This is a genomic window from Streptomyces sp. CB02009, from assembly GCF_001905825.1.
In the GTDB taxonomy this organism is placed as follows: Bacteria; Actinomycetota; Actinomycetes; order Streptomycetales; family Streptomycetaceae; genus Streptomyces.
Genome location: NZ_LIVV01000001.1, coordinates 366,226 through 382,973 on the forward strand (window position 1 = coordinate 366,226; position 16,748 = coordinate 382,973).

11 protein-coding genes are annotated in these 16,748 nt (G+C 73.3%); 1 reads left to right on the plus strand and 10 read right to left on the minus strand.

Annotated features, from left to right (window positions below):
- Positions 1–9: 9 nt before the first annotated feature.
- The 7 genes from AMK27_RS01705 to AMK27_RS01735 form a co-directional block, all read right to left on the minus strand.
- Positions 10–672: a deoxynucleoside kinase gene (locus AMK27_RS01705; protein WP_073902240.1), complete on the minus strand. Its 663-nt coding sequence runs from the start codon at positions 670–672 to the stop codon at positions 10–12.
- Positions 673–989: 317 nt separating this feature from the next.
- Positions 990–1,562 carry an antibiotic biosynthesis monooxygenase gene (locus AMK27_RS01710; protein WP_073902241.1) on the minus strand — a complete coding sequence of 191 codons (573 nt, stop codon included), beginning with the start codon at positions 1,560–1,562 and terminating at the stop codon, positions 990–992.
- A 170-nt stretch (positions 1,563–1,732) separates the two neighbouring features.
- Complete coding sequence (locus tag AMK27_RS41030; protein ID WP_079188250.1) at positions 1,733–2,020, minus strand: LysR substrate-binding domain-containing protein; 288 nt, start codon at positions 2,018–2,020, stop codon at positions 1,733–1,735.
- A gap of 243 nt (positions 2,021–2,263) precedes the next feature.
- The gene (locus tag AMK27_RS01720) at positions 2,264–2,812 is read right to left on the minus strand and encodes an HIT family protein (RefSeq protein WP_241847271.1); all 549 of its coding nucleotides are present in this window, start codon (positions 2,810–2,812) and stop codon (positions 2,264–2,266) included.
- Positions 2,813–2,915: 103 nt separating this feature from the next.
- Positions 2,916–3,269 carry a UBP-type zinc finger domain-containing protein gene (locus AMK27_RS01725; RefSeq protein WP_073902242.1) on the minus strand — a complete coding sequence of 118 codons (354 nt, stop codon included), beginning with the start codon at positions 3,267–3,269 and terminating at the stop codon, positions 2,916–2,918.
- Positions 3,266–4,756, minus strand: a complete 1,491-nt coding sequence (locus AMK27_RS01730) for an ATP-binding protein (RefSeq protein ID WP_073903806.1) — start codon at positions 4,754–4,756, stop codon at positions 3,266–3,268. The genes AMK27_RS01725 and AMK27_RS01730 overlap by 4 nt, the downstream gene beginning before the upstream one ends.
- Before the next feature lie 101 nt (positions 4,757–4,857).
- A complete protein-coding gene (locus AMK27_RS01735; RefSeq protein WP_073902243.1) occupies positions 4,858–6,534 on the minus strand; it encodes an FAD-dependent oxidoreductase in 1,677 nt (558 codons plus the stop codon).
- A 302-nt stretch (positions 6,535–6,836) separates the two neighbouring features.
- Between AMK27_RS01735 and AMK27_RS01740 the strand changes: the two genes are divergently transcribed.
- Positions 6,837–8,723, plus strand: a complete 1,887-nt coding sequence (locus AMK27_RS01740) for an AMP-dependent synthetase/ligase (protein WP_073902244.1) — start codon at positions 6,837–6,839, stop codon at positions 8,721–8,723.
- Positions 8,724–8,929: 206 nt separating this feature from the next.
- Here the strand turns inward: AMK27_RS01740 and AMK27_RS01745 are convergent, their stop codons facing one another.
- The 3 genes from AMK27_RS01745 to AMK27_RS01755 form a co-directional block, all read right to left on the minus strand.
- Positions 8,930–11,170 (minus strand): hypothetical protein, encoded by a 2,241-nt coding sequence (locus AMK27_RS01745; RefSeq protein WP_143204802.1) that lies wholly within the window; start codon positions 11,168–11,170, stop codon positions 8,930–8,932.
- Between the two features lie 66 nt (positions 11,171–11,236).
- Positions 11,237–12,643: a M1 family metallopeptidase gene (locus AMK27_RS01750; protein WP_073902246.1), complete on the minus strand. Its 1,407-nt coding sequence runs from the start codon at positions 12,641–12,643 to the stop codon at positions 11,237–11,239.
- A gap of 44 nt (positions 12,644–12,687) precedes the next feature.
- Positions 12,688–16,596 carry a Pls/PosA family non-ribosomal peptide synthetase gene (locus tag AMK27_RS01755; RefSeq protein WP_073902247.1) on the minus strand — a complete coding sequence of 1,303 codons (3,909 nt, stop codon included), beginning with the start codon at positions 16,594–16,596 and terminating at the stop codon, positions 12,688–12,690.
- Positions 16,597–16,748: the final 152 nt, after the last annotated feature.

A 16,748-nucleotide genomic window follows, 5' to 3' on the forward strand; every position in this document is an offset into this window, starting at 1 on the left:
CGCGCCGCGTCAGGCGCGCCGGGTGGCCTCCGCCAGCGCGTTCCTGACCTCCTGGGCCACCCGGGCCGCGTCCTCGGCGTTGTTGACGATGTCCGTGTGGTTCATGTCGACGACCAGGACGTCGCTGGCCGAGTAGTGCTTGTGCACCCAGTCGTCGTAGCCGGACCACAGGGTCCGGTAGTACTCGACCAGGCTCTCGTCCTGCTCGAAGTCGCGGCCGCGCAGCCCGATGCGGTGCAGCACGGTCTCGAAGTCCGCCTTGAGGTAGACCATGAGGTCGGGGGCCTTGCGGTACGGCAGGCCGTCGATCTCCCGCATCATCTCGTCGAGCAGCCCCTCGTACACCTGCATCTCGAGGGAGCTGATCCGTCCCAGGTCGTGGTTGACCTTGGCGAAGTACCAGTCCTCGTAGATGGACCGGTCGAGGACGTTGTCCCCCCTCTTGTACGCCTCCTTGATCGCGGCGAAGCGCGTCTGGAGGAAGTACAGCTGGAGGAGGAAGGGGTACCGCTTCGCCTGGATCTCCTCGGGGCTCGCCGTGTAGAAGAGCGGCAGGATCGGGTTGTCCTCCACGCTCTCGTAGAACACGTCGCTGCCCAGCTCCTTGGCGATCAGCTCGGCCACACTCGTCTTGCCGATTCCGATCATGCCGCCGACGCAGATCACGGACATACCTCACTTCTCCCTGGGGGTCTTCTCTAGCGTGGGCGGGTGAGCCGGGTGAGCTGGGAAACCCGCACCAATGAGACGCACGCCGGCGGTCACCCGATTCCCTGGGATCTTTGTGATCAGCGTCATGTGGTCCCGTCCGGACCGAGGCCCCGGAGGGCCGCTGTCCCGGACCGGCCTGACCGTTCCGCGGCCGCCGCGCGCAGCGACGGGCCGCGGCCCTGAGGCCGCCCTGAATCTTAGATGACGAACCAGCCCCGGACGGGCCGGATCGCGGGCGCCCGCCGCACCGCCCCCGGGGCGGGCCGCCGCCCGGTCGGCTACGGCGTGAGCCAGCCGCGCAGCAGCCTGCTCACGGCGGGCATCGCCACATAGGTCATGAGCACGTTGAACACACAGGCGACGATCGCGCTGCTGAGCAGCAGGGGAAGACCGGTGAGCCGGGGGACGAGGAGGAGGCTGCCCAGGACCGAGATCGGGTAGATCGCCAGGGTCGCGCTGATCGCCATCTTCCACCGGGGCGGGGCGGGCCGCGTCGAGCCCGGCTTGGCGAACCAGGTCTCCATGCCGGTCAGCGTGCGCCGGGCGATCTCCGTGTGGTGATGCCCCTCGCAGTCGGCGAACCAGGCGGCCCGCTCCGGTGAGTCCTGCCAGGCCCGGCACGCCGCCTCGTTCCGGAAGCGGTGCACGAGGAACCACGGGGCGTCGCCGCCGGAGGAGCGGAAGAGACCGTGGCCGAGATGGCCGGGGAAGGCGGCCGCGCTGTCGAGGATGCCCCGGGCCCACAGCTCGAAGGCCGCTTCGTAGCCGGGCTCCACCCGGCGGGCTATCAGGAGGGTCACCTCGCCCGTGTCGGCGGGGACGGTGGCGTGCTCAAGGCTGATCGCGGTCATAGGAACTCCATCTGATCTCACCGCGCCCGGCCGTACTCTACGCAGGGACCGCCACGTGCGGTGCCCGGCGGGCGAATCCGAGAGGCCCGTCCCCGGCGGGTCGGGCTCGTCGAAACCCTTGGCGGGGCGGGCTCGTAGACCCTCGGCGGGGCGGGCGCGGCCGCCCGTCCTCACCCGGCCCAGCGTTCCGCGACCAGCGCGGCCTGCTCCCGCAGAGCCGAGACCAGCTCCTGGGCCGCCCGGTTCGAGGCCGAGCGCAGCACGGCGACGCTGATCTCCCGCGCCAGGACCGGTCCGGCCAGGGGGCGGACGACCAGGTCGGGGCGCGGCGCCCCCAGGGCGAGCCGGGGGATGAGGGCCACACCCGTCCCGGCGGCCACGAGGCCCTGGACCACGCCCTCGACACCCGGGCCGGGGGCATCGCGGGGCACGAGGCGTGGACGGATCTCCGCGGACACGCTGGGGCCGCGTACCCGCCCGGCATTCCCAACGTCCTGCCGGGCGAGGTCATCACCGCCGAGGTCGTACGCTTCCTGCAGCGGACCGCGACGGCGCCGAACGGCCATGTCCGCGGGGCGCTCGACCGGGGCGTCACCCGGCTGCGCGTCGTCGACTGAGACACCCGACGGGTTCCCCACCGCCGCCCGTTCCCCGCGTCCCGCGCCTCCCGGTCCGGTCGGCCCGCGCGACGCCGGGGCGGATCACGCGCCGGCGAGGCGGTCCAGCGCGTCGCCGATCGCTCCGCGCAGGGTGTCGTGCTGCGGGCCGAGCGCGTACCGCTCGTCGGTCCACCGCTCCCTCGGGTACAGCCACACCGGCATGCCCACGAGATCGGCGGGCTCCCACTCGTACCGGGGCCAGACGTGGGCGTGCAGGAACCCGTCGGTGTTCCCGAGGATCTCCAGGTTCACCCGGCGGAACTGGGGGTCGAGCCGCCGGCAGGCACGCTCGACGGCCTCGCCGAGCAGGTCCATGTCGGCGAGGAACCGCAGCCGCCGGTCCTTCGGCAGCTCCGACAGGCGCTGCACCGCGGGATCGTCCACCAGGAGAACGGAGTACCCGGGCAGGAACTGGACGTCCCCGACGACCGCGAATCCGGTGTCGAGCCGCCGGAGGACCGAGGGGTTCGTGCCGCGAAGCGCGCTGCCGATGCGGTCCGCCCGCCAGTCGATCGCCGTGCCGCTCGCCGTGCCGTCCGCCGACTCGTCCGTGGTTCCGTCCGTGATCCCGTCCGCGATGTCCTTCGTCATGGCAGTCGACCCTACCGGCCCATGGTCGTCCCCGACGTGACGGCCGAGGAGGCCGACGACCGGGCCTACGCCGCCACTTCGGCCGCCCGGGGTCCGGCGGCGTTCAGCGGTGGAGGTGCTGCCGCCAGTCCTGTGGGACGCGGTCGGCCGGGCCCGGGGCCGGCTGGTCGGCGGGGTGGCCGTCCGGCGGGGCCAGCGGGGGTCCCGCGTCGTACAGGTCGTCGGTGGCGTAGTTCCAGAACCAGTTCTCGCCCGGCTCGTAGCTCTGGACGAGGGGGTGCCCGGTGGACTTCCAGTGCGCGGTGGCGTGCTGGGCCGGGGAGGAGTCGCAGCAGCCGATGTGCCCGCACTGGGCGCAGCGCCGCAGATGGAACCACCAGCCGCCCGCCGCGTCGCAGTCGCCGCAGCCCGGGCCGGCGGGCGGGACGCTCGGGTCGATTCCCTCGATCTCGGTCATGCGTGCTCCTCGGTGGTCTCCGGGGTGTCCGTGGTGTCCGCGTCCGGGGTGTCGGCGGTGTCCGCGGTGTCTGGGGGTGCGGTCAGCGGCAGCAGTACCTGGAACCGGGTGTCGCCCGGGACGGACTCGACCTGGAGGCTTCCGTGGTGCTTGCTCACCACGATCCGCCAGGAGATGTCGAGGCCGAGGCCGGTGCCCTCGCCGACCGGCTTGGTCGTGAAAAAGGGGTCGAAGATGCGGCTGCGGATCTCCTCGGGGACGCCCGGGCCCGTGTCGCGGAACTCCACGAGCAGCCGGTCGCCCTCCCGGGCCGTACGGACCGTGAGGGTGCCGTCGCCGCCGTCGCTCCCGATGGCGGACACCGCGTTGTCGATGAGGTTGGTCCACACCTGGTTCAGCTCCGCCGGATAGGCGGGTATGTCGGGGAGCGAACGGTCGTAGTCCTTGACGACGCGCACCCGGTCGCCGATCTTGCCGGACAGCATCAGGAGCGTGCTGTCGAGGAGTTCGTGGACGTCGACCTCGCGGTGCGGGGCGCGGTCGAGCTGCGCGTACTGCTTGGCCGCGTCCACCAGGTGCGAGATGCGGTTGGTGGAGTCGTCGATCTCGTCCATCAACAGCTCTGTCTCGACGGTGTAGTTGAGCCAGCCGACCGCCCCCGGCAGCACGTCGTCGGCCACGGTGGCCGCCACCTGCTCCAGCCAGTCCGTGTCCAGACCGGCCTGGACGAAGGTGGGCGCGATGCGCCAGCCCTCCGGGATGCCGTGGTCCTCCAGCCAGTCGGCGAGCTCGTCCTCCCGGTCGGACGCCTCCAGCGGGCTCAGCACCGGCGCCTTGGCGACGCGCTCCGCGGTGCGTTCCTGGATCTCGATGAGCTCGGCGAGCGCCTCCCGGGAGTAGGGGCCCTTGGCGATGACGGACAGCTTGTGCCGCATCTTGCCGACCCGTTCCCGCAGCGACGCCGTGGCCCGGACCGCCGCCGCGGCCGGGTTGTTGAGCTCGTGGGTGAGCCCCGCGGACAACGAGCCGAGCGCCAGGAGCCGTTCACGCTGGCCGATCGCGCGCTGGGTGTTCTTGGAGCCGAAGAACAGCCCTTCGAGGAGGTGCACCGCCATCGGGAACCACTCGGCCATGATGTCGGCGAACGACTGCGCGGGCATGACGAAGAACCGGGTGGGCTCGGTCACCCGCATGGAGTTGTTGTACGTCTGGGGCACCCGGTCGCCGAGATACGCCTGCATGGCTCCCGCGTACACACCGCGTTGCGAGGTGCGGCTCACCTCCACGTCGTCGCCGCCGACCCGGCGGTACAGGACGACGGTGCCCTCGATCATCACGTAGAAGCAGGTGGCGGGGTCGCCCTCGGTGTAGACGGGTCCGGGGCCGAACCGCTCCACCCGCCCTTCGGCGCACAGCCGCGAGAGCTGCTCGGGGGATAGCTTCTCGAACAGGAAGAGCGAGCCGATCTCGTGCTGGTCGCAGGGCATGACCTCGCCGCCCGCGTCCTGCCCGCCCGAGCCCGCGCCGCCCGCGTCCGGCCCGCCCGGGACCCGTCCGTCCCCGCCCGGTCCGTCTTCGCCCTGTCCGCTCATGACTGCTCCAGATACCGGTGGACGAGCATCACGGCCATGGCTCCCTCGCCCACGGCCGAGGCGACCCTCTTGGCGGACTGGGCGCGCGCGTCGCCCGCCACGAACACGCCGGGAACGTTCGTCTCCAGGTGGTACGGCGGCCGGTCGAGGGCCCACTCGGCCGGTGGCCGCCCGTCCGGCGTCAGGTCCGGCCCCGCCAGGATGAAGCCGTGCTCGTCGCGCAGCACCGTCCCGTCGAGCCAGTCCGTCAGGGGGGCCGCCCCGATGAAGACGAACATCCACTGGGCGTCCACGACGTCGGTCGCGCCGGTCACCGCGTCCCGCAGGGTCAGCCGCTCCAGGTGCTCCTCGCCGTGCGCCGCCTCGACGACCGTCCGGGGCCGCACGGTGATGTTCGGCGACTCCTCGATCTGCTGGATCAGGTAGTACGACATCGACGCCGCCAGCGACTCGCCGCGTACGAGCAGCGTCACCGACTTCGCGCCCCGCGCCAGGAACACCGCGGCCTGCCCGGCGGAGTTCGCGCCGCCGACGATGTACACGTCCTGGTCCTGGCAGGAGGACGCCTCGGTGAGGGAGGAGCCGTAGTACACACCGCGCCCGGTCAGGTCCTCGCAGCCCGGGGCCAGGAGCTGCCGGTAGGACACCCCGGTCGCGAGGATGACGCTGTGGGCGGCGACCTCCGTGCCGTCCGAGAAGCGGACGACGCGGGCCGCGCCGTTCACCTCCAGGCCCGTGACCTCGCGCGCGGTCAGGATCTCGGCACCGAAGCGGGTGGCCTGGCGCCGTGCGCGCTCGGTGAGCTGCCCGCCGGAGACGCCGTCGGGGAAGCCGAGGTAGTTCTCGATCCGGGAGCTCTGGCCGGCCTGTCCGCCGGTCGCCGAGCGCTCGACCAGCACGGTCCGCAGCCCCTCGGAGGCCCCGTACACCGCCGAGCCGAGCCCGGCCGGGCCGCCGCCGATGACGACGAGGTCGTAGAAGTCGGCGGCCGGTGTCGTGGCGAGCCCCACCCGGGCGGCCAGCTCGGGCGCGTCCGGCTCGACCAGTACCGTGCCGTCCGGCGTGATCACCAGGGGCAGTCGGCGGCCGTCGGCCCCGGCCGCTTCGAGGAGGCGCCGGCCCTCGGGCTCGTCGGAGGAGTACCAGCGGTACGGCACCTGGTTGCGGGCCAGGAACTCGCGTACGTACGAGGACCGCGCCGACCAGCGGTGACCGACCACCTTCGTCGCGGGCACCGGCCGGTAGTCGCTGGCGCGCCAGGCCGACAGGAGGTCGTCCACGACGGGGTAGAGCTTCTCCTCCGGCGGGTCCCAGGGCTTCAGGAGGTAGTGGTCGAGGTCGACGACGTTGATCGCGTCGATGGCCGCGTTGGTGTCGGCGTACGCGGTCAGCAGGACGCGCCGGGCCCCCGGGTACACGCCGAGGGCCTGTTCGAGGAACTCGATGCCGTTCATCTGCGGCATGCGGTAGTCGGCGAGGATCACGGCGACGAGGTCGCCCCGCAGCTTCAGCTCGCGGAGCGCTTCGAGCGCGGACTCGCCGGATTCGGCGCGCACGATCCGGTACCCGCCGCCGTAGCGGCGCCGCAGGTCGCGGGCGATGGCGCGGGACACCCCCGGGTCGTCGTCCACCGTCAGGATCACGGTACGTGCCGCGTCGGTGACCTGTGCCATGCGTCTCCGCCCTGCTCGCCTCGGACGGCCGGCACGGCGGGCTGCCGACGCCGGCTCCCGCCCATCGTAAGTTCGATCCCGTGGGACCGCTCCGGATGGCGACGGCCCGTGCACCGCCGGCGGCTGTGCGCCACGGACCTCCGGGACGGGGGCGGATCCGGGCGCGCGGGCCGGGCCCGCCGTATCTTTCTTCGCCTGCTCCCTTACGCCCCGCCGCGTTTCCCCCTAGCCTCGCCGAAAACCGGCACGTTACCGGCCGGTCAAGGAAGCGTTGACGGGCCGTTCAATCCCGGGGGGTTGGGATGAGTTCCGCGCAGCACCTTCTCGAAAGCCGCCCGCCGTCGGTGGCGCACATCTTCCTCTCCCGGGTCGCGGCCACGCCCGACCGGGAGGCCTACCGCCATCCCGTGGCGGTCGGCCCCGCCGCGGCGGGCGCCGAGGAGTGGCGCTCGCTGACCTGGGCCCAGACCGCGGAGCGGGTCAGGACGATCGCGGCCGGCCTGCTCACCCTCGGGCTGCGCCCCGAGGAGCGGGTGGCCATCTCCTCCTCGACCCGGATCGAGTGGATCCTCGCCGACCTGGGCATGATGTGCGCCGGCGTCGCGGCGACCGCCGTCTACCCGAGCACCAACGCCGAGGAGACGGCGTACATCCTCGCCGACTCCGGCAGCCGGGCGATCTTCGTCGAGAACGCCGGGCAGCTGGCCAAGGTGGCCGGCCGCGCGGCGGAGCTGCCCGGCCTCGACACCGTGATCGTCTTCGACCCCGAGCCGGACATGCCGCGGGCCGAGGGGCTGGACGTGCTGACCCTCGAAGAGCTGGAGAAGCGCGGCGCGGCGCATCTGCGGGAGCATCCGGATGCCGTCGAGACGGCGGTCGGGGCCATCCTGCCGGACCAGCTCGCCACCCTGATCTACACCTCCGGCACGACCGGCCGCCCCAAGGGCGTCCGCCTGGTGCACGACTGCTGGTCCTACCAGGCCGTCGCCCAGGAGGTCAGCGGGCTGCTGCTCCCCGACGACGTGCAGTTCCTGTGGCTGCCGCTGTCCCATGTCTTCGGCAACGCCCTGATCGCCGGTCAGGTGAAGACCGGCAGCGTGATCGCGGTGGACGGCCGCATCGACCGCATCATCACCAACCTGCCCGCCGTCCGGCCCACCGTGATGGCGTCCGCACCGAGGATCTTCGAGAAGGTCTACAACGGGATCGCCGCCAGGTCGAAGGCCGAGGGCGGCATCAAGCACAAGATCTTCCTGTGGGCGGCGCGGGTCGCCCGCGACCACGCCAGGACCGGGCAGGAGACCGTGGTGGCGACGGGCCGGCGCACGCTGCCCCGGTGGCTCTCCGTGCAGCACGCCGTCGCCGACAGACTCGTCTACGGCAGGATCCGGGCGGCGTTCGGCGGCGAACTCCGCGGCAGCGCCTCGGGCAGCGCCGCACTCGCCCCCGACATCGGCTACTTCTTCGCGGGAGCGGGCGTGCCCGTGCTGGAGGGCTACGGCCTGACGGAGACCAGCGCGGGCGTCACGGTCAACCCCGCCGAGGACTTCCGGGTGGGCACGGTCGGCAGACCCCTGCCCGGCACCGAGGTCCGCGTGGCCGAGGACGGGGAGATCCTCCTGAGGGGGCCCGGTGTCATGCGCGGCTACCACAACCTGCCGGAGAAGACCGCCGAAGTGCTGGAGAGCGACGGCTGGTTCCACACGGGCGACATCGGCGAGATCGACAAGGACGGCTTCCTCCGGATCACCGACCGCAAGAAGGACCTGTTCAAGACCTCGGGCGGCAAGTACATCGCGCCCACCGAGATCGAGAGCCGGTTCAAGGCCGTCTGCCCGTACGCGAGCAACATCCTGGTCATCGGAGACAACCGCAACTACTGCACCGCGCTGATCACGCTCGAAGAGAGCGTGATCATGCCGTGGGCGGCCTCGCAGGGCCTCGACGGGCGGAGTTACGCGGAGGTCGTCACCTCGCCGGAGGCGCACGCGCTGATCGACGGCTTCGTCCAGCGGGTGAACGGCGACCTGCAGCGGTGGCAGACCATCAAGAAGTTCGCGGTCCTGCCGCGCGACCTCGACATCGAGCACGGTGAGCTCACCCCGAGCCTCAAGGTCAAGCGGCCCGTCGTGGAGCGGCAGTACGCCGAGGTCGTCGAGGCGCTGTACGAGGGCGCCCGCGAGGCGTGACGCCCCTCCGCGGCCCGGTCCCGCGAGGGATGACGCCCTCCGCGGCCCGGTCCCGCGAGGGGTGACGCCCTCCGCGGGCCGGTCCCGCGAGGCGTGACGCCCTCCGCGGCCCGGTCCCGTGGGGCCGCCCCGGCGCCCCCGCCCCGCCTCGCCTCGCCCCGTACGCACCGGGTGCCCGACCGCGGCACCCTGTGTGCGGTGGACCCCTACGCGATGTGGTTGAACCTGCTGCCCTCGCCCGCGTACAGCGGCGTCGTCTGGCGGCTGAACGGGGCCGTGGCGGAGCCCGTCGAGCGGTAGACGTACGTGCCGGCGGCGCCGTACGCGACCAGGTCCGGGCGGCCGTCGCCGGTCACGTCGCCGGCGCCGACGAGCTGGCTGAAGCCGCCCCAGCCGCCGCCCACGCGCACGCGGGTGGAGTACGAGTAGCCGTTGCTCGGGTAGAGCCAGAGGACGCCGTCCTTGTCCCGGGCGAGCAGATCGCCGCCCTTGTCGCCGGCGATGTCGCCGACGGCGGTCAGCTGGTTGTAGGCCCCCCAGCCGCCGCCCATCCGGACCCGGGTCCCGTACGGCTTCGCGGCGTCCCCGGTGCCCGGGTAGAACCACAGGTACCCCGCGGTGTCGACGGCGAAGAGGTCCGCCCTGCCGTCCGCCGCGAGGTCGGAGCCGCCGGCGAGCCTGGTGTAGCCGCCCCAGCCGGCGCCGATCCGGTAGCGGGTGGCGAAGGTGCCGTCGCCCTTGCCCAGGTAGTGCCAGAGCACTCCGGTGCCGTCCAGGGCGACCAGGTCGCCGCTCGTCCCCCCGCCGATGTTCCCGACGGCCTCGATCTGCCGGTAGGTGTTCCAGCCCGGCCCGACCTTCGTCCGCTTGGACGGCGTCGCCTGCCCGCCGACCGGCCAGTCGAAGAGGTCGTCGCTCCAGAGCACCCCGGCGGAGTCACGGGCGAGGAGGTCGGCGGAGCCGTTGTCGGTGAAGTCGTGGAGGCTGGCCCGGCGGGACACCGTGAACGCTCCTGAGGCCGTGCCGGGAGCGCCGACACCGTCGAGCGGAGTGGCCGTCAGCTGCCAGGAGTAGGCGCCGTTCGGGGCGCTCGCCCCGTTCAGGAGCCCGTCCCACGCGAAGGCGAAGCGGGCGGGAACGCCGGACTCCGTCAGGCGCGTCACCAGCTTCCTGCCCGACCGCTGGTGGGTCAGCGTCAGCTCCACGCGCGCGTCGCCGCGCGACAGCGCCCACTCCATCGCCGTCGTGACCGGCTTCTCCAGGTCGACCGCCGTCGGGACCTTCGACTCCGTCACCTGCACGCCGAGCACCCGGCCGGTGTCGGCGACGGGGCTCACCGTCGGCGTGCCGCCGGGGCCCTCGGTGATCCGGAACAGGCCGTCCGACTCGGTCGTCGCACCCCGCACCAGCAGGCTGCCGTCGGGGGAGTGCGCGACGGAGGAGTAGTTCACCAGGAGCTTGGCGGGCGCGCCGCCCGTGGCGATGTTCCGCGCGTACAGCGGGGTGAGGACCTCGGGTCCGGCGGACGGGTCGCGCCGTGCCGCGTACAGGGCCGTGTCGCCGACGATCCCGGCGAGGACCGGCTGCCCCGGGATGTCGCCGAGCGGGATGCTCCTGGCGATCCCGGAGGCGCGCACGGCCAGCTCGTGGCCGCCCGCCGTGGCGCCCTGGATCCACGCGCGGTACTTCGGCGTGAACGCGCCCGTCGCCGCCGCCTCGTCCCAGTTCCCCGCGCCGCCGGTCCACTCCTGGTCGATGGGGGTGCCCGTGGTCACGGGGACCCGGGCCTCCCAGGCGTACGGGGTGGGACGGTCGACCGGGCCGCGGAACCCCTTGCCGAGGATCAGGACGACGGGCCTGCCGTCCGCGCCCCTGCCCGCGGCGACGACCTTGTGCGCGGTCTCGGTCTCGTCGCGGTACGTGTTCGACAGCTTCGTCTTCCGGACGACGCCGTTCACGTTCTCCAGCTGCCACAGCTCCCGGCCCGTGCCGGTCGTGGGCACGCTCACGTACAGGACGGAGCCGGCCACGCCCACGACCTCGGCGCCGAAACCGAACGTGCCGACGCTGTGGTTGACGTACGTGGAGGTCGTCGGGTGGTAGGCGACGATTCTGCTGCCGTCGCCCGTCACGATGTAGTCGGAGACGGAGTCGTAGCCGTGCGGCCCGCCCAGGGGCGACACGCTGCCGTCGTTCCTGTGCCACTCCAGGGCGACGGCGCCGTTCTCGTCCGTGCAGGTCGTGACGTACCCGAAGGAGCCGGTGGAGACGATCTCGGCCGCGGCGGGCAGCAGGCCGGGGGCGGTCGGCACGCACCGCCCGTCGGCGGAGGCGGCGGTGGGCGCGGCGACGGCCGGGGCGGTGACGAGCGTCCCCGTCACGGCGGTGACGGTGCTCAGGGCGAGGAGGGCGGCGGCGAGGCGGCGCCCGGACATGCGGTGGTTCACGGTTCCCCCGAATGAGATCAGTGTGTCCGGTCAGACTCATGATCGCTTCGAGTGGTTGTACGGGCGTTACGCCGAGGCCCTGCCCAGGCCCCCGGATCCGCCGTTCGTGGGCGGGTACGCGGGGCGTTCCGGAATGGCGGGGGAGCCGTGGGTGGCCGGGAGGGGCGGCAGGGACGGCTGCTGCAGCCAGGCCCTGAGGAGTCCGTCCACCGGCTCCGTCGCGTAGCGGGACACATGGGCCGTGAAGGTCGCCGTGGTCACCACGCCGTGCCGGTGCGCGGTCGCCCAGTCGCGCAGCATGCGGAAGAAGGCGGCGTCGCCCAGGGCGCAGCGGATCGCGTGCACGGTGAGACCCCCGCGCTCGTACAGCCGGTCGTCGAACATCAGCTTGCGCCCGGGGTCGGCGAGCTTCAGGTCCTGCGGCTGCGTGGCGAGCAGCCGGTACGCGGTCCCCGCGAGCTCCTGCGCGGTGCGGCCGCCGGACCGCTCCGACCAGAGCCACTCGGCGTACTTCGCCAGGCCCTCGTTCAGCCAGATGTGCCGCCAGTCGCCGATGGTCACGCTGTTGCCGAACCACTGGTGCGCGAGCTCGTGCGCGACGAGGCGCTCCGAACCGCGCCCGCCGTCCACGTGGTTGGCGCCGAAGAGAGAGAGCCCCTGGGCCTCCACCGGCACGTCGAACTCCTCGTCGGAGACGACCACCGCGTACTCGCCGAACGGATACGGCCCGAACAGTTCCTCGAACAGCTGCATCATCGCGGGCTGCCGGGCGAAGTCACGGGAGAAGCGGGGCAGCAGGTGCGCCGGCACATGGGCGGTCTGCGGCACCCCGCCGAGCCCGGGGTCCCCGAGCAGCACCGTCTGGTGCATGCCGATGGAGAGCCCGACCAGATAGCTGGACGTCGGCGCGGACTGCTCGTACACCCAGGTGGTCGTGCTGGCCTTGGTCGTACGGGTGAGCAGCCGCCCGCCCGCCACCACCGTGTACGCGGAGGGCGTGTTCACCGAGATCTGGTACGAGGCCTTGTCGGCGGGCCGGTCGTTGCACGGGTACCAGGAGGGGGCGCCGACGGGCTGGCTCGCGACCAGCGCGCCGTCCGTCAGCTCCTCCCAGCCCAGCCCGCCCCACGGGCTGCGCACCGGCTTGGGGTTGCCCGCGTAGTGCACCTCGACGGTGAACGCGGCGCCCGCGGACAGCGGCTTGGCCGGCCGGACGCGGAGTTTGCCGCCGCGGTGGGTGTAGTGCGGGGCGCGGCCGTTCACCAGGAGCCGGCCGACCTTGAACTCGGAGAGGTTCAGATGGAACTCGGTGAGCGGCGCCCGGCCGGCGATGGCGCTGAGCCGCGCCGTCCCGGCCAGCCGGTTGGGACCGGGACGGTACTCCAGAGCGAGTTCGTACCGATGCACGCGGTAACGGGAGTCGCCGTGGTCGGGGAAGTACGGGTCCTGTGCCGTTGTCCGCTCGCCGCTCAACTCTGCTCCCGCTCCCTGCCCTGTGCCGTGCTCGTGCTGCCCGTTCAGGCCCGCCACGCCTCGATCGGATTGCCCAGCCAGCGGGTGTCGGCGGGGACGGATTCCCCGGCCATCACGAGAGAGGCGGGACCCAGCGTGCTGCGGGCCCCGACCGAACTGCCGGGCAGGACGATTCCGCCCGGACCCAGAGTGGCGCCCTCGCGGAGGACCACAGTATCCGTCCTCAAGATCCGGTCGTGGAAGAGGTGAGTCTGCAGGACGCACCCGCGGTTCACACTGACCGCGTCACCGAGGACGACCAGGTCCGTCTCGGGGAGCCAGTAGCTCTCGCACCACACGCCCCGGCCCACCCGGGCCCCGAGCCCGCGCAGCCACAGGTTGAGCAGCGGGGTGCCCGGCACCGATCCGACCAGCCACGGCACGGCGAGGACCTCGACGAACGTGTCGGCCAGCTCGTTGCGCCACACGAAGCCGGACCAGAGCGGGTGCTCGCCCGTCCGGTGCCGGCCCACGAGCAGCCACTTCGCCGCCACCGAGAGCAGGCACGCGGCCGCGCCCGCGGCGAGCAGGACCGCCCCGGACAGCAGCGCCGCGCCCCAGACGCCCAGGCCGGTCGCCGTGGCCAGGGCGCAGAGGGCCGCCACGGTCAGCACCGCCAGTGCGGCCGAGGAGAACACCGGGAGCAGCCGGAACAGCTCCACGAGTCCGCGCGCCCACAGCAGCCGCGCGGGCGGGTCGTACGTACGGCTCCGGTCGGAGGCCGCCGCGGACCGCGGCAGCCTGACCGGGGGCAGGCCCAGGTACGAGCTGCCCTTCTTGGCCTTCTTCGGCGTCGCCGACAGCACGCCGACCAGTCCGTCGTCCGGCACCGTGCGGCCCGGAGCGGTCATGCCCGAGTTGCCGAGGAACGCCCGCCGGCCGATCTCGGAGTGCCCGATCCGCACCCAGCCGCCGCCCAGCTCGTACGGGGCGGTCAGGGTGTCGTCGGCGAGGAAGGCACCCTCGCCGACCGTGGTGAGGCTCGGCAGCGCGAGCACCGTGGACACCTCGGCGCCCCGCCCGATCTTCATCCCGAGCAGCCGCAGCCAGACCGGGGTGATCAGCCCGGCGTACAGCGGGAACAGCGTCTCGCGCGCCAGGTCCATCAGCTGCGTGACGGTCCACGCCTGCCAGGCGACCCGGCTGTGCGTCGGATGGCTGCCGGTGCGCAGCCCGAGGCTCAGCAGCCGGACCGGGACGAGGACGAGCGAGGCGTAGGCGAGCCCGTAGGCGAGGGCCCCGGGCACCACGGCGAGCAGCGCTCCCCGCAGCGCCTCGGCCAGCCCCGCGCCGGCGGGGACGAAGCGGCTCACGACCAGCAGCGCGGGCACGGCGGCGAGCACCGGCAGCACCGACAGGAAGAAGCCGGTGGCCCCGTACACGGCCCGCCAGTGGAGCGGGCGGGCCGGCCGCTCCTTGGGCCAGTTCCGTTTGGCCTTGCCTAGCTTGCCCGCGGGCGCGCCCGCCCAGCGCTGCCCGGTCGGGATCTGCCCCGCCACGGCCGAGCCGGGGGCCACCTCGGCCCGCTTGCCGACCCGCGCCCCGGGGAACAGCAGGCTGCGCGTGCCGACCACGGCGCCCGCGCCGACCTTGACGGGGCCGATCTCCAGCCGGTCGCCGTCCAGCCAGTAGCCGGAGAGGTCCACCTCGGACTCCACGGCGCAGCCGCGGCCGAGCTTGAGCATGCCGGTGACCGGCGGCAGCGAGTGCAGGTCCACGTCGGGGCCCACCTTGGCGCCCAGCGCCCGCGCGTACCGCTCCAGCCAGGATCCGGTGAGCGAGGTCGCGCCGACGAACTCGGCGAGCCGCTCGGCCGTCCACAGCCGCAGATGGACACTGCCGCCGCGCGGGTGGCGGCCGGCCCTCACCCCGCGCAGCAGCAGCCGTGCGCCGCCCGCGGCGATCGCCAGCCGGCCGGGCGGACTGAACAGCAGCGCCGCACCGGCGGCCACCACCCACCACGAGGCGGTCGGCGCCCACGGGTAGGCCCCGAACCGGTGCAGGACGTTGCCCAGGGCGAGCAGCGCCACCGTCCAGCGGAGCCCGATCACGGTGAACAGCGGAAGCAGCAGGACGCTCTGGAGGAACCCGGCCCGGAACGGAACCGGCGGAATCGTCCGTACGGCCCCGTCGTCCTGGACCGACTTCTCCAGGCGGCGGGCCAGCTTGCGCAGGGTCGGCTGCTGGTAGATGTCGACGACGGCCGCGCTCGGATAGCGGGTGCGCAGCCGGGTGGTCAGCTGGGCGGCGGCGAGGCTGCTGCCGCCGATCGCGAAGAAGTCGTCGGCGGCGCCGGTGACGGCCACCCCGAGGGTCTCGCTCCACTGCTCGGCGAGCCAGGCCTCCGTGCCGTACAGCTGCTCGGCGGGACCGGTGGTCTCCAGGTCGGGGAGGGGCCACGGCAGCGCGTCCCGGTCCACCTTGCCCGACGTGCGGGTGGGCAGCTCGGCGACGGGCGCGAGGAGCGGCACGAGGGCCGCGGGGAGCTCGGCCCGCAGCCGCTCGACCGCCGCCGCGTGGTCCCAGCCCTCCTGCGTGACGAGATAGCCGACGAGCAGCTGGTTGCCGCTGCGCGCGGTGCGGACGGCGGCGGCCGCGCCGGCGACACCGGGCAGGCCCTGGAGGGCGGAGTCCACCTCGCCCAGCTCGATGCGCCGGCCGCCGAGCTTGATCTGCTCGTCGCCGCGGCCCAGGAAGACCAGCCCCTCCGGCTCCGCGCGGACCAGGTCGCCGCTGCGGTAGGCGCGCTCCCAGCCGAGCGACTCCAGCGGGGCGTACTTCTCCGCGTCCTTCTCGGGGTCGAGGTAGCGGGCGAGACCGACGCCGCCGATCACCAGCTGGCCGCTGCCGCCCATCGGCACCGGCTCGCCGGACTCGTCGACCACGGCCAGCTCCCAGCCGTTCAGCGGGAGGCCGATCCTGATCGGCTCCTCACCGGTCAGCAGGGAGGCGCAGGCGACGACGGTCGCCTCGGTGGGGCCGTACGTGTTCCACACCTCGCGGCCCTCGGTGACCAGGCGCTGGGTCAGCTCGGGCGGGCAGGCCTCGCCGCCGAAGATCAGCAGCCGGACCTCGTCGAGGGTCTCCGGGTCCCAGAGCGCGGCGAGGGTCGGCACGGTGGAGACCACGGTGATCTCCTGCTCCACCAGCCAGGGGCCGAGGTCCGCGCCGCTGCGCACCTGCGACCGGGGGACGGGCACCAGGCAGGCGCCGTAGCGCCACGCCAGCCACATCTCCTCGCACGAGGCGTCGAAGGCGACGGAGAGGCCCGCCATGACCCGGTCGCCGGGTCCGATCGGCTCGTCGGCGAGGAACAGCGCGGCCTCGGCGTCCACGAACGCGGCGGCGCTGCGGTGGCTGACCGCCACACCCTTGGGCTTGCCCGTGGAGCCCGAGGTGAAGATGATCCACGCGTCGTGGCCGGGCCCGGGGCGCGCCGCGGCGGCCGCCGCGGCCTCCCGCCCGACGACGTCGATCCGCTGCTCCGCGCCGACCACGGCCCGCACGCCGGCCTCGCCGAAGACCAGCTCGGCCCGCTCGTCCGGGTCCTCCGCGTCGACCGGCACGTAGGCGGCTCCCACGGCGAGCACGGCGAGGACGGACGCGTACAGCTCGTTCGTCCCGGACGGCACCCGGATGCCCACCCGGTCGCCCAGCCCCACACCGGCGGCCGCGAGGGCGCGCCTGCGCCGCTCGACCTCCGCGGCCAGGGCCCGGTAGGTCAGCCGGACGGTGCCGTCGTCCAGGGCGAGCTCGTCGGGGTAGGCCCGTACCGAGGCCTCGAAGATGTCGACGAGGGTGCGCACCGGGGCGGCGGGCCCGGCGGAGAACCGGGCGGACTTCCCGGACTCCTCCTCCCACGGATCCCCGTCGTGGAGCAGAGTGGTGTCACCGTGCTCGGGTGTGGCTGCCATCGGACCTCGCGTCTCGTTCCCGGCAACGTCCGGGTCGTCGGGCGGAGCCCGGGTCTGCCCGGGTTGTTCCGATCCGACGCCAAACAGCCCGCCAGTCTAATGCGTCGGCCAGGATTCTCCGGTCGACACCTTGCGCGTGGCTGGTTGCGGAA